The organism is Streptomyces celluloflavus, from assembly GCA_000720995.1.
Taxonomy (GTDB): Bacteria; Actinomycetota; Actinomycetes; order Streptomycetales; family Streptomycetaceae; genus Streptomyces; species Streptomyces celluloflavus.
This window is the reverse complement of record JOEL01000008.1, coordinates 149,994-162,801: the sequence shown is the minus strand read 5'-3', so window position 1 is coordinate 162,801 and position 12,808 is coordinate 149,994. Positions and strand designations below refer to the sequence as shown.

Here is a 12,808-nt window from a genome sequence, read left to right as displayed (position 1 = left end):
GTTCTGAAGCACGGGCGTTCGGCTGCCGGCCGGGGGCGGCCGGTGCGGTCAGCCCAGCGGCGCGGCCGCCTCGTCGCACGCCTGCGCGCGCAGTGCCCGCGCCAGATCGTCCCGCTCCTCGGCGACCAGCCGGCGCAGCGCGGGCGCCGCCTGCGGGTGCCCCGCCAGCCAGGCGTCCGCGGCGTCCAGCGTCTCCCGCGTCACCTGCCAGGACGGGAACAGTCCGCGCACCATGGCCATCGCGATCTCGATGGACCGCTCCTGCCATGCCTGTTCGAGGAAGGCGAAGTAGCGCGGTGCGTACGGGGCCAGCAGTTCGCGCTGCCCGAACTGCGCGAAGCCGCTGATCGTCGCCTCCACCAGGGCGTTGGAGAGCGCGTCGGACTCCACGACGTCCGCCCAGGCCCGCTCCTTGACCTCGGCCGACGGCCGGGCGGCCAGGCAGCGCACCTGGTGGCGCTTGCCGGACGCGGTGTCGTCGCGGGCCAGTTCGGCGTCGAGGACGGCCGTGTCCGCGACACCGTGCGAGGCCAGCGGCTCCAGCAGCGTCCAGCGCAGCTCCTGGTCCACCTCCAGGCCGTCGACCTTCGCCGTACCGTCCAGCAGTCCCGTGAGCAGCTGGAAGTCGGCGTCGGTCGAGGCGACCGAGGCGAAGTGGCGGGCCCAGGCGAGCTGATGGCCGCTGCCCGGTTCGGACAGCCGCAGCTCGCGCAGCGCGCCCTCGGCCAGGGCGCGGGCGGCGCTCTCGCGGTGCGCCGGTGCGGCGTAGAGCTCCAGCGCCGTACGGGCCTGTGCGTGCACCGACTGGAGGACGCCGATGTCGGTCTCCCGCCCGGCGAACCGCAGCACCAGCTCCAGGTAGTCGCGGGCCGGCATCAGACCGTCGCGGGTCAGGCCCCACACCGCGGACCAGCACAGCGCGCGGGCCAGCGGGTCGGTGATCTCGCCGAGCCCGTCGCGCAGCGTGGCCAGCGAGCCCTCGTCGAAGCGGATCTTGCAGTACGTCAGGTCCTCGTCGTTGACCAGGATCAGGTCGGGCCGCTCGGCACCGGCCAGTTCGGTCACGGCCGTACGCGGCCCCGAGACGTCCACCTCGGCGCGCGCGTACCGCTCCAGCCCGCCGTCCGGGTGCGCGGCCGAGATCTCCTGGCGCCGGTAGAGCCCCACCGCGACCCGGTGCGGGCGCAGCTGCGGATGCGTGGGCGCGGCCTCCTGGAGGACGCTCAGCTCGGTGATCCGGTCCTGCGCGTCGTAAGTGGCCTGCGGGGTCAGGGTGTTGACCCCGGCGGTCTCCAGCCAGGCGCGCGACCAGGCCGCCATGTCCCGCCCGGAGGTCTCCTCCAGCACCGACAGCAGGTCGGTGAGGCGGGTGTTGCCGTAGGCGTGCCGCTTGAAGTAGCGCCGCGCGCCCTCCAGGAACGCCTCCCGCCCCACGTACGCCACCAGCTGCTTGAGGACCGAGGCGCCCTTGGCGTACGTGATGCCGTCGAAGTTGAGCTTGGCGTCCTCCAGGTCACGGATGTCGGCGGTGACCGGGTGGGTGGAGGGCAGCTGGTCGGCGCGGTAGGCCCACGCCTTGCGGCGGTTGGCGAAGGTGATCCAGGCGTTGTCGAACCGGGTCGACTCCACCTGCGAGAAGGCGCCCATGAAGTCCGCGAACGACTCCTTGAGCCACAGGTCGTCCCACCACTCCATGGTGACCAGGTCGCCGAACCACATATGCGCCATCTCGTGCAGGATGACGTTCGCCCGGGACTCGTACGACGCCTGCGTCACCTTGCCGCGGAAGACGAACTCCTCCCGGAAGGTGACACAGCCCGGGTTCTCCATCGCGCCGATGTTGTACTCCGGCACGAACGCCTGGTCGTACTTCCCGAAGGGGTAGGGGTAGTCGAAGTTGTCGTGGAAGAAGTCCAGGCCCTGCTTGGTGACGGTGAAGATGTCGTCCGGGTCGAAGTGCCTGGCCAGCCCCTTGCGGCAGAGCGCGCCCAGCGGGATCTCCAGCTCCGTGCCGTCCGCGAAGGTGCGGCGGTAGCTGTCGCGGACGTAGTGGTACGGACCGGCGACGACCGCCGTGATGTACGTCGAGATCGGCCGCGTCGTCGCGAACCGGTGCCGCCCGTCCTCGGCCGGCCCCTCCTGGGCGCCGTTGCTGAGCACCGTCCAGCCCTCGGGCGCGGTCACCTCGAAGGTGAACGGCGCCTTCAGATCGGGCTGCTCGAAGTTGGCGAAGACCCGGCGGGCGTCGGCGGGTTCGTACTGCGTGTAGAGGTAGACCTCGCCGTCCTCGGGGTCGACGAACCGGTGCAGTCCCTCTCCGGTGCGGCTGTAGGCGCACTGCGCGTCGACGACGAGGGTGTTGTCGGCGGCGAGCTGGTCCAGCGCGATCCGGGAGCCGTCGAAGACCGTACCGGGGTCCAGTTCGCGGCCGTTGAGCGTGACGGCGGTGACGGCCGGCGCGAGCAGGTCCGCGAAGGTCGTGGCGCCCGGCTCGGCGCAGCGGAAGCGGATGGTGGTCCGCGAACGGAACGTGCCGGCGGTCTCGCCGCGCGCCACGGCCGAGCGGACGTCCAGCGCCACGTCGTACCCGTCAACGCTCAGCAGCCGGCCCCGCTCGCGGGCCTCGTCCCGGGACAGATTCTCACCTGGCACGCCGTGACTCCCTCGTCCTCGTCTCGAATATCGAACACCAGGAATCATGGCACGACGGCCGACTGTTGAAGGTTCCACCGAGCAGCCCTCACGAGGAGACCCCGTGTCCGAGACCGCGAAGACCCGCCCCGTGCCGCCGGCCGGGGCGACCCCGGCAGACTTCTGGTTCGACCCGCTGTGCCCCTGGGCCTGGATGACCTCCCGCTGGATGCTGGAGGTGGAGAAGGTCCGCCCGGTGACGGTGCGCTGGCACGTCATGAGCCTGGCGGTGCTCAACGAGAACCGGCTGGACGAGCTGCCCGAGCGCTACCGCGAGCGGCAGCGGACCGCCTGGGGCGTGGTGCGGGTGTGCATCGCCGCCGAACAGGAGCACGGCAGCGAGGTGCTCGGCCGCCTCTACACCGAGCTCGGCACCCGCTTCCACAACCAGGGCCGCGACCGCGACCCCGCGACCGTCCGGGACGCCCTCGCGGCGGCCGGCCTGCCCGTGGCGCTGGCCGACGCCTGGGACGCGGACACCTACGACACGCAGCTGCGGGCCTCCCACAAGGAGGGCATCGGCCTGGTCGGCGAGGAGGTCGGCACACCCGTCATCGCCGTGCCCGGTGCCGACGGCGAACGGATCGCCTTCTTCGGCCCGGTCGTCACCCCCGCCCCCAAGGGCGAGGAGGCCGCCAAGCTCTGGGACGGCACCCTGATGGTCGCCTCCATCCCGGGCTTCTACGAGATCAAGCGGACGCGGACCGCCGAGCCGGTCTTCGACTGACCCGCGGGCGTCCCGCCCCCGCCATGGGCAAGGCCCCACGAGTCATGTCCTCGTGGGGCCTTGCCGTTGTACCGCCTGCCAGGTGAAGGGTGAGAAGACGATCACGAGGCAGGACGTGCGGGCGGTACCGTCACGGCGCCAGCAGCAGGGTGTTGGCGCGCTCCTTGGCGGACGTGTACCGCTTGGCGACGTCCTGCCAGTTGACGACCAGCCACATGGCCTCGATGAAGTCGACCTTCTGGTTCTTGTACTGCAGGTAGAACGCGTGCTCCCACGCGTCGAAGACCAGGATCGGCACGGAGCCCTGGCCGACGTTGCCCTGGTGGTCGTAGATCTGCTCGACGATCAGGCGGCCGGTGACCGGCTCGAAGGCCAGCACGCCCCAGCCGGAGCCCTGCGTGGTGGCGGCCGCCTTGGTCAGCTGGGTCTTGAACTTGGCGTACGAGCCGAAGCTCTCCGCGATCGCGTCCGCCAGCTCGCCGACGCCGTCCTTCTCCAGCGGCTCGCCGCCGCCGTCACCGGTCATGTTGTGCCAGTAGATGCTGTGCAGGATGTGGCCGGAGAGGTGGAACGCGAGGTTCTTCTCCAGCCCGTTGATGTTGCCCCACTGGTCCTTGTCGCGGGCCTCGGCGAGCTGCTCCAGGGTGTCGTTCGCGCCCTTCACATACGCCGCGTGGTGCTTGTCGTGGTGCAGCTCGATGATCTCGGGGCTGATGACCGGGGCCAGCGCCGAGTAGTCGTACGGAAGTTCAGGAAGTGTGTAGGTGGCCATGCCGAGCCTCTCCAACTGCTTACGACCTCTTATTGCAACTGATGCGCAAGAGAAAGCTACCAGCAGGACCACGCACCGGCCGGTTGCGGGCACCGGACTGGTCCCAAAGAACGAGGCGGGGCGGGACCCCGGTCGGAGGTCCCGCCCCGCCGTGCGCCGGGCGGCGTGGTCGTGCCGTACGGGCTATGCCCCGGGCAGCTTCGGGTCCCTGTGCAGCGTCCGCTGCCGGATGAGCCCGATGACCGCCAGCACCACCGTGAACCCGGCGGTGAAGAGCAGCTGGATGCGCTGGTTCTCGTCCCGCAGCATCAGCACCAGCACCACGCCGACACCGGCCAGCGCCACCCACGTCAGGAACGGGAAGGCCCACATCTTGACGACCAGCTTCTCGGGCGCCTCGCGCTCCAGCTGCCGCCGCAACCGCAGCTGCGCCACGGCGATCAGCCCCCACACCACCAGGATGGCCGCGCCGACCATGTTCAGCAGGTACTGGAAGACCGTGGTGGGCCACCAGACGCTGAAGAGGACCGCGAGGAAGCCGAAGGCGGAGCAGAGGACCACCGCACGGCGCGGCACCCCGCCGCTGACCTTCGCGAGGAACCCCGGGCCCTGGCCGCGGGAGGTCAGCGAGAACGCCATCCGGGACGCGCCGTAGAGATTGGCGTTCAGCGCGGACAGCAGGGCCACCAGGATGACGACGTTCATGATCTGGCCGGCCGCCGGGATGCGGAGGTAGTCCAGGACCGCGACGTACGGACCGCTCTTGGCGATCGAGGGGTTGTTCCAGGGGATGACGGTGACGATGACCGCCATCGAGCCGACGTAGAAGACGGCGATCCGCCACATGGCGGTGCGCACCGCACGGGCCACACCGCGGACCGGGTCCTTGGACTCGGCGGCTGCGATGGTCACCGTCTCCAGACCGCCGTACGCGAAGACCGAGGCCAGCAGGCCGATCGTCAGGCCGTCGACGCCCTTGGGCAGGAAGCCGCCGTCACCGGTGAGATGCGCGGCGCCCGGCGCCGCGGTGCCGGGGAGCAGACCGAAGATGGCGAGCACGCCCAGGACCAGGAAGATGCCGATGGCGGCGACCTTCAGCGCGGCGAACCAGAACTCGAACTCGCCGAAGTTGCCGACCGCCGCCAGGTTCACCCCGCAGAAGATCACCATGAAGAGCAGGACCCACATCCAGGTCTCGGTGCCCGGGAACCAGCCGGCCACGATGCCCCCGGCGCCGAGCGCCTCGACGGCCACCGCCACACACAGCTGCGCGGTGAACATCCAGCCCGCGGTGAAACCGGCCCAGGAGCCGATCGAGCGCTCGGCGTGCACCGAGAAGGAGCCGGAGGACGGATTGGCCGCGGCCATCTCGCCGAGCATCCGCATCACGAGCATGACCAGGCCGCCGGATACCGCGTACGCCAGCACGATCGAGGGGCCCGCGGCCGCGATGCCCTCGCGGGAGCCGACGAACAGGCCCGCGCCGATCACCCCGCCCAGCGCGATCATCGAAAGGTGGCGCTGCTTGAGGCCGTTGGACAGCGTGGGGCCGCCGTCCTGGCCGGCGCCCTGGACCGCGCCGGCCGGCCCGTGCTCGGGCGCGGCGGACGGGGGTATCCGATTCATGTCGTACCTGTCCCAGTAGGTGAGAGCGGAGTGGGGCGATACAGCGTTCTCCCGGGGCCGCGACCGGTGCGACGGCGCGTGCGGCCCCCGGACCCCCGCCGGGACAGGGGGTCGCGCGAGGGCTGCCGACGGCGCAACTCCGGGCCTGGGCGAAGCGCGCTCAGTCTGGGTGCCACCGTCCGGTCAGGGCAACAGGCGTGCATCGAATGTTCGATATCCAGACGAGATCGTCACCGACCGTGCCCGCTCCGTCATCGGCCGCGCTGCGAGGTGCGCCGTGTCTCAGCCGCGGGCCCGGCGCAGCCGCAGCTCGCGGACGCCCGCGACCAGCAGCACCAGGGCGGTGGCACCGGCCGACCACAGCAGCTGCGGGCGAGCCGTGGCGTCCGTCAGCATCAGCACCAGAACGGCGGCCATCGCGATCAGCGCCGCCCAGGTCAGATAGGGGTAGGCCCACATCCGCAGGGTCAGCGTCTGCGGCGCCTCGCGTTCGATGCGCGGACGCAGCCGCAGCTGGGAGACGGCGATCAGGCCCCAGACGAACAGCAGCACCGCGCCGACCGCGTTGAGCAGATAGAGGAAGACCGAGTCCGGCCATTCGAGGTTCAGCAGCACCGAGAGGAACCCGAAGGCGACCGAGGCCAGGACGGCCCGGCGCGGCACCCCGCCGCGGGACACCTTCAGCAGCGCGCGCGGCGCCTCGCCCCGTTCGGCCAGCGAGAACACCATCCGCGACGAGCCGTAGAGATTGGCGTTCAGCGCGGAGAGCAGCGCCACGAAGACCACGATGTTCATGATCTGCCCGGCGCCCGGCACCCCGATGCTGTCCAGCACGGCGACGTACGGGCTCTTGCCGGGCTCCATCGACGACCACGGCAGCAGCGTCACGATGACCACCATCGAGCCGACGTAGAAGAAGAGGATGCGCCACACCGCGCTGCGCACCGCCCGGCCCACCGCGCGCGCCGGATCGTCGGACTCGGCCGCGGCGATGGTGACGACCTCCAGGCCGCCGAACGCGAAGACCACCGCCAGCACACCGGAGACGACACCGGACCAGCCGTGCGGCAGCAGACCGCCCTGCCCGGTGAGGTTCGCCAGGCCCACCGGCTCGGTCTCCGGCAGCACCCCGAAGATCGCGAGCAGGCTCAGGACGAGGAACAGCACGATCGCGGTGACCTTCAGCGTCGCGAACCAGAACTCGAACTCACCGAAGTTCTTCACCGCGGCCAGGTTGGCGACCGTGAAGACGACCATGAAGATCAGCACCCAGCCCCACTGCGGGACCGCCGGCAGCCAGCCGTTCGCGATCTGGGCCGCGCCGGTGGCCTCCACGGCGAGCACCACGACCAGCAGGAACCAGTACAGCCAGCCGACGCTGAAGCCCGCCCAGCGGCCCAGCGCCCGCTCCGCGTGCACCGAGAACGCGCCGGACGCCGGCATCGCCGACGACATCTCGCCCAGCATCCGCATCACCAGCATGGCCAGCGCGCCGGCGATCAGATACGACAGCACGATGCCCGGACCGGCCACCGAGATCCCCGCGCCGGAGCCCACGAACAGCCCCGCGCCGATCACCCCGCCCAGGCCGAGCATGGTCAGATGGCGCTGCTTGAGCCCCCCGGACAGCGGCTCGCGCTCGCCGGCGCCGGCACCGAGCGGGGACTGCCCGGCAGGGGGCGGTGCGTCATGCATGGGCTGGTGACTCTCCCAAGGGGTGGTGGGGACTCCACAGGCTCTCCGCGGGGCCCCGACAGTTTCCCCGCAAGCCGTCGGCTACCACAAAACGTGCTCCGCGCCCAGACATACGACGTGATGAGCATCACGCGACCCGCGCGGGCGCCCGCCGCCCCGGCGGGGCCCGGAACGGCGGCGGTTGTTCGGAAGTCTCCAAGCGGGCCGGTGCGGCTTTGTCACCGCCACACGATGATCGCCGGCGGCCCGCTGGACTAACGTCGACGCGTCCCGTCCTGTCCCGGACCCCTCTCTCACCTCGCGGAGTACCGATGAGCACTGCCGCCTTCCCCCGTACCGGTGCGGTCCTCGCCGATCTGCTGCCGGCCGCCACCGCCTCCCGTGCCCGCGTCCGCGACGCCGCGCTGGTCCTCGGCGGTGCCGCGCTCACCGGCGTCGCGGCCCAGATCGCCGTCCCGGTCCCCGGCTCCCCGGTCCCGGTCACCGGCCAGACCTTCGCCGCCCTGCTGGTCGGCGCCTCGCTCGGCGCCGGCCGCGGGCTGCTCTCCCTCATGCTGTACGCCCTGGTGGGCATGGCGGGTGTGCCGTGGTTCGCGGGCGGCGCCTCGGGCGCGGGCGGCGCCACCTTCGGCTACGTCCTGGGCATGCTGCTCGCCGCCACCGCCGTGGGCGCACTGGCCCGCCGCGGCGGCGACCGCGGCGCCCTGCGCACGGCCGGCACGATGGCCGCGGGCACGGCCCTGATCTACGCCGTCGGCGTCCCCTACCTCGCGTTGAGCACCGGGATGTCCTTCGGCCAGGCGCTCGCCGCCGGCCTCGTCCCGTTCCTGCTCGGCGACGCCCTCAAGGCGGCGCTGGCGATGGGCGCGCTGCCCACCGCCTGGAAGCTGGCCGGCCGCCGCGGCTGACCACCCGGCAGAACAGAGGGCGGGGACCGCACCGGAATGGTGCGGTCCCCGCCCTCTGTGCTGCTGCCGTCCGGCGTCACGCGCCCTTGACGGCCTCGGCCCTGTCCTCCCCTTCGGCCGTGTCCTGCTCCCGCGGCCGCCGCCGGTCCAGGACCAGCCCGACCGCCAGCACCACCACGGCCGCGACCACCGACAGCACCATCTGCTCGCGCCCGTCCGGGCTGTAGAACATGTAGCCGATGACGAAGACGATCAGCGCGATCGTCGCGTACGTCAGCCACGGGTACAGCCACATCCGCACCGTCAGCCGCTCCGGCATCTCCCGCATGATGATCCGGCGCATCCGCAGCTGCGAGAAGCAGATCACCAGCCAGACGAACAGCGCCACCGCGCCGGAGGAGTTCAGCAGGAAGTGGAAGACGGTGTCCTTCGAGGTGTAGCTGAAGATCGTCGCGATGAAGCCGAAGGCGACCGAGGCCCAGATCGCGACCGACGGCACCCCGCCCTTGTTGAGCTTCTTGAACGACTTGGGCGCATCGCCGCGCTCACCGAGCGAGAACGCCATCCGGGAGGCCGTGTAGAGCCCGGAGTTCAGACAGGACAGCACCGCGGTCAGCACCACGACATCCATGACCGTGCCCGCGTACGGAATCTTCAGCGACTCCAGCACGGCCACGTACGGGCTCTTGAGCACCGCCGGGTCGTTCCACGGCAGCAGCGTCACGATCACCGCGATCGACCCGATGTAGAAGATCGCGATCCGCCAGATGACGCTGTTGACGGCCTTGCGCACCGCCTGCACCGGGTTCGGCGACTCGCTCGCCGCCAGCGTCACGATCTCGCTGCCCATGAACGAGAAGACCACCAGCAGCATGCCGGAGAGGATCGCGCCCGGCCCGTTCGGCAGGAACCCGCCCTGCCCGGTCAGATTCGTCAGCCCCACCGCCTCGTGCCCCGGCGGCAGCCCGAAGATCGCCAGCGCGCCGACCACGATGAAGACGACGATCGCGACGACCTTGATCCCGGCGAACCAGAACTCGAACTCGCCGAACGAGCCGACCGAGACGAGGTTGGTACCGGTCAGCACGATCATCACCAGCAGCGCCCAGGCCCACTGCGGGACGGCCGGGACCCAGCCGGTGAGGATCGCGGCGGCGGCGGTCGCCTCCACGGCCAGCACCACCGACCAGAAGAACCAGTACAGCCAGCCGATCGTGAAGCCCGCCCAGCGGCCCAGCGCCCGGTCCGCGTACGCGGAGAACGACCCTGAGGTGGGGGAGGCCGCGGCCATCTCGCCCAGCATCCGCATCACCAGGACGACCAGCAGCCCGGTCAGCGCGTAGGAGAGCAGAATGCCGGGCCCGGCGGCCGAGATGCCGGCGCCGGAGCCGACGAAGAGACCGGCGCCGATCACCCCGCCGATGGCGATCATCGACAGATGGCGGTTCTTGAGTCCTGCCTGGAGCCCGTCCTGCGGCTGGCCTCCGGTCGGTCCGCCGGCCGATGGCCCGGTGGCGGATGCGGCTGTCGTAGTAGGCGGGTGCGCGCCCATGAGCACCGTCCTTCTGGTGGTTCGCGGTGTCGGGTCCCCGCATTAGAACGTTGCCGACGGCCGTTGCGGAAGACCCGAATCCGGATCGTTGCCGTCACGCTCCGTCGCATGAGGCCCAGCCGCGCCTACCCGCGAATCGTCGTGCCACACTCATGACCATGCGCGTGTATCTCGGCTCCGACCATGCAGGTTTCGACCTCAAGAACCACCTCGTCGAGTGGCTCAAGGCCCACGGCCACGAGCCCGTCGACTGCGGTCCGCACCTCTACGACGCCCAGGACGACTACCCCCCGTTCTGCCTGCGTGCCGCGGAGAAGACCGCCGCCGACCCCGACAGCCTCGGCATCGTCATCGGCGGCTCCGGCAACGGCGAGCAGATCGCCGCGAACAAGGTCAAGGGCGTCCGGGCCGCGCTGGCCTGGAGCGAGGAGACCGCCAAGCTCGGCCGCGAGCACAACGACGCCAACGTCATCTCGGTCGGCGGCCGGATGCACACGCAGGAGGAGGCGACGAAGTTCGTCGAGATTTTCCTCACCACCCCGTACTCGGGTGAGGAGCGCCACACCCGGCGCATCGACATGCTCACCGCGTACGAGACCACCGGCGAACTCCCCGCCATCCCCGCCCACCACCCGCAGGGCTGACCCGCCCGCAGCCGTCGCCGCCCGCCCGCCCCGCCCGCCGGGGCGGGCGGGCGCGCCCACTGGAGGACACACCGTGCCCGAGGGGCATACGATCCACCGCCTCGCGCTGGACCACCGGGCCCGCTTCGAGGGCACCCCGGTCCGGGCCGGCAGCCCGCAGGGGAAGTTCGCCGACGGCGCGGCGCTCATCGACGGCCACACCATGGACACCGCCGAGGCGCACGGCAAACACCTCTTCCTCGGCTTCGGGCCGGGCCGCTGGGTCCATATCCACCTCGGCCTGTTCGGCAAGCTCGGCTTCGGCGACGCCCCCGCCCCGCCGCCCACCGACACCGTCCGGCTGCGCCTGGCCGGCCCCCGCGGCTACGCCGATCTGCGTGGCCCCACCACCTGCGCGCTGATCACCGACGCCGAGAAACAGGCGATACACGACCGGCTCGGCCCCGACCCGCTGCGCCCCGGGGACGACGGCGAGCACGCCTGGCGGCGCATCGCGCGCAGCCGCACGACCATCGCGGCGCTGCTGCTCGACCAGAAGATCATCGCGGGCGTCGGCAATGTCTACCGCGCCGAGGTCCTCTTCCGGCACGGCATCGACCCCTACCGCGCCGGCCGCGACCTCACCCGCGCCGAATGGGACGCCGTCTGGGCCGACCTGGCCGCCCTGATGCGCGAGGGCGTCCGCCACAACCGCATCGACACTGTCCGCCCCGAGCACCTGCCGGAGGCGATGGGCCGCCCGCCGCGGGTCGACGACCACGGCGGCGAGGTGTACGTCTACCGCCGCGACCGGCAGCGCTGCCACATCTGCGGCGGCGAGATCCGCACCGCCGGTCTCGCCGCCCGCAACCTCTTCTGGTGCCCGGGGTGCCAGCCGCCGGCGGGCGGCGCCGGGACCTGAACCTGGGCCATAGCGCGGCGGCGCCCGGAGGTCCGGACGCCGCCCGGATCAGCTAGAAGCCGTGCGGCAGCCACGGCGCGGTGCCGGAGCCGAACGCCAGCGACGCCGCGGCCAGCGCGCCGGGCCGCAGCTCCCGCACCCGGCCCGCCGCCGCCAGCGCGGCGAGCGGGAAGCCGCCCAGATAGGCGGTGCCCAACTCCCGTACGGACAGCGCCAGATCGGCCGCGTCCGTGGTCCGCGAACAGACCGCGCCCTTCTCGTCGCCGATCAGCCGCCAGCGCCCCTCGTTCCATGGACAGAACGGGTCCGTGACGTCCAGCACCACGTCCACCGGCGTCCGGTACGTCCGCGCGGCCAGGGCCTCGCCCACGTCCACCAGCCGCACGAACAGCGCCTCGCGGACCCCGATCCGGCAGCGCCGCATGTCCGCCACCAGGTGCAGCAGCGGATCGTCCACCGGCAGGTTGGGCACCGTCACCGACGACGTCAGGTCGATCCCGAACAGATAGCGCCACAGCGCCGCGTACACCACCGGGTCCAGCGCCTCGATGTGCCGGACCTGCACCGTCCCGCACGGCCCCGAGTGGTCCCACTCCGGCTTGACCGCGTAACGCGCGTAACCCCGCACCTCGCCGTCCACCTCGGCCAGTACGCACTGCAGCTCCCCGGCGCCGTTGCGTTCGCTCTTCGGATCGAGGGTGGCCAGCCGTTCCCAGCCGGGCCGCCGCGCGAGCATCCCGGGACGGGCCGGTACCAGCCGGGCGTAGACCCGCTCGCACTCCGCCAGCCCGTCGGCCGGGTCCACCAGCCGCAGCCGTACGCCGTCCACGCCCGGCAGCTCCGGGGGCGCCAGCCGCAGTGTGTCGACCGTCACCCGCATGTCCTGGGTGGCCGCGCCGTAGCCGAACCGCCCGTAGATCGCGGGCTCCGAGGCGGTCAGCACCGCCAGCGCCTCGCCCCGCTCGCGGACGTCCGCCAGCTGGTGCCGCATCATCGACCGCAGCACCCCGCGCCTGCGGTGCGTCGGCTGCACGCTGACCATCGTGACGCCGGCCGCCGGCACCTCGGCGCCGCCCGGCACCGTCAGCCCGAAGGAGAAGGCCCCGGCCGTGCCGACGCAGTCCGCGCCGTCCCAGACCCCGAACGAGCGCTCGGTCTCCGTGAGGTCCCGCCAGATGTCGCGTTCCTCGGGCGGTTCGGCGACCCCGCCGAACGCCAGCTCAAGTTTTCCGTACCAGGCGTCCCATTCGGCGGGAAGCAACTGCCGCAACTCTGTCGTCATGGGTCATCCC

Annotated in this window: 10 protein-coding genes; 4 read left to right on the top strand and 6 right to left on the bottom strand. The window is 71.7% G+C overall.

Annotated elements, in window-relative coordinates; translation table 11 throughout:
* Window positions 1–48: 48 nt before the first annotated feature.
* A complete protein-coding gene (gene pepN / locus IH09_RS10035; protein WP_052855771.1) occupies window positions 49–2,652 on the bottom strand; it encodes an aminopeptidase N in 2,604 nt (867 codons plus the stop codon).
* A gap of 103 nt (window positions 2,653–2,755) precedes the next feature.
* Here pepN and IH09_RS10030 point away from each other — a divergent pair, with 103 nt between their 5' ends.
* The gene (locus IH09_RS10030; RefSeq protein ID WP_052855770.1) at window positions 2,756–3,418 is read left to right on the top strand and encodes a mycothiol-dependent nitroreductase Rv2466c family protein; all 663 of its coding nucleotides are present in this window, start codon (window positions 2,756–2,758) and stop codon (window positions 3,416–3,418) included.
* Window positions 3,419–3,548: 130 nt separating this feature from the next.
* Here the strand turns inward: IH09_RS10030 and IH09_RS10025 are convergent, their stop codons facing one another.
* From IH09_RS10025 to IH09_RS10015, 3 genes are all read right to left on the bottom strand, one after another.
* Window positions 3,549–4,190, bottom strand: a complete 642-nt coding sequence (locus IH09_RS10025; protein WP_052855769.1) for a superoxide dismutase — start codon at window positions 4,188–4,190, stop codon at window positions 3,549–3,551.
* Between the two features lie 183 nt (window positions 4,191–4,373).
* Window positions 4,374–5,816 carry an amino acid permease gene (locus tag IH09_RS10020; RefSeq protein WP_052855768.1) on the bottom strand — a complete coding sequence of 481 codons (1,443 nt, stop codon included), beginning with the start codon at window positions 5,814–5,816 and terminating at the stop codon, window positions 4,374–4,376.
* Window positions 5,817–6,098: 282 nt separating this feature from the next.
* Window positions 6,099–7,511, bottom strand: a complete 1,413-nt coding sequence (locus IH09_RS10015; RefSeq protein ID WP_052855767.1) for an amino acid permease — start codon at window positions 7,509–7,511, stop codon at window positions 6,099–6,101.
* 311 nt (window positions 7,512–7,822) lie between these two features.
* Here IH09_RS10015 and IH09_RS10010 point away from each other — a divergent pair, with 311 nt between their 5' ends.
* Window positions 7,823–8,419 carry a biotin transporter BioY gene (locus IH09_RS10010; protein WP_052855766.1) on the top strand — a complete coding sequence of 199 codons (597 nt, stop codon included), beginning with the start codon at window positions 7,823–7,825 and terminating at the stop codon, window positions 8,417–8,419.
* Window positions 8,420–8,495: 76 nt separating this feature from the next.
* Here the strand turns inward: IH09_RS10010 and IH09_RS10005 are convergent, their stop codons facing one another.
* Window positions 8,496–9,971 carry an amino acid permease gene (locus tag IH09_RS10005; RefSeq protein ID WP_052855765.1) on the bottom strand — a complete coding sequence of 492 codons (1,476 nt, stop codon included), beginning with the start codon at window positions 9,969–9,971 and terminating at the stop codon, window positions 8,496–8,498.
* Window positions 9,972–10,129: 158 nt separating this feature from the next.
* On the opposite strand from IH09_RS10005, the gene IH09_RS10000 reads away from it, so the two are divergent.
* Both IH09_RS10000 and IH09_RS09995 read left to right on the top strand, forming a co-directional pair.
* Window positions 10,130–10,615, top strand: coding sequence for a ribose-5-phosphate isomerase (locus IH09_RS10000; protein WP_052855812.1), 486 nt, complete (start codon window positions 10,130–10,132; stop codon window positions 10,613–10,615).
* A 73-nt stretch (window positions 10,616–10,688) separates the two neighbouring features.
* Complete coding sequence (locus IH09_RS09995) at window positions 10,689–11,516, top strand: DNA-formamidopyrimidine glycosylase family protein (protein ID WP_052855764.1); 828 nt, start codon at window positions 10,689–10,691, stop codon at window positions 11,514–11,516.
* Window positions 11,517–11,568: 52 nt separating this feature from the next.
* Here the strand turns inward: IH09_RS09995 and IH09_RS09990 are convergent, their stop codons facing one another.
* Window positions 11,569–12,798 (bottom strand): GNAT family N-acetyltransferase, encoded by a 1,230-nt coding sequence (locus tag IH09_RS09990; RefSeq protein WP_052855763.1) that lies wholly within the window; start codon window positions 12,796–12,798, stop codon window positions 11,569–11,571.
* Between the last annotated feature and the right edge of the window lie 10 nt (window positions 12,799–12,808).

Coding starts and splice junctions, on each gene's coding strand:
- IH09_RS10025 (WP_052855769.1), bottom strand. CDS start 4,190: ATGGCCACCTACACACTTCCTGAACTTCCGTACGACTACTCGGCGCTG.
- IH09_RS10020 (WP_052855768.1), bottom strand. CDS start 5,816: ATGAATCGGATACCCCCGTCCGCCGCGCCCGAGCACGGGCCGGCCGGC.
- IH09_RS10015 (WP_052855767.1), bottom strand. CDS start 7,511: ATGCATGACGCACCGCCCCCTGCCGGGCAGTCCCCGCTCGGTGCCGGC.
- IH09_RS10010 (WP_052855766.1), top strand. CDS start 7,823: ATGAGCACTGCCGCCTTCCCCCGTACCGGTGCGGTCCTCGCCGATCTG.
- IH09_RS10005 (WP_052855765.1), bottom strand. CDS start 9,971: ATGGGCGCGCACCCGCCTACTACGACAGCCGCATCCGCCACCGGGCCA.
- IH09_RS10000 (WP_052855812.1), top strand. CDS start 10,130: ATGCGCGTGTATCTCGGCTCCGACCATGCAGGTTTCGACCTCAAGAAC.
- IH09_RS09990 (WP_052855763.1), bottom strand. CDS start 12,798: ATGACGACAGAGTTGCGGCAGTTGCTTCCCGCCGAATGGGACGCCTGG.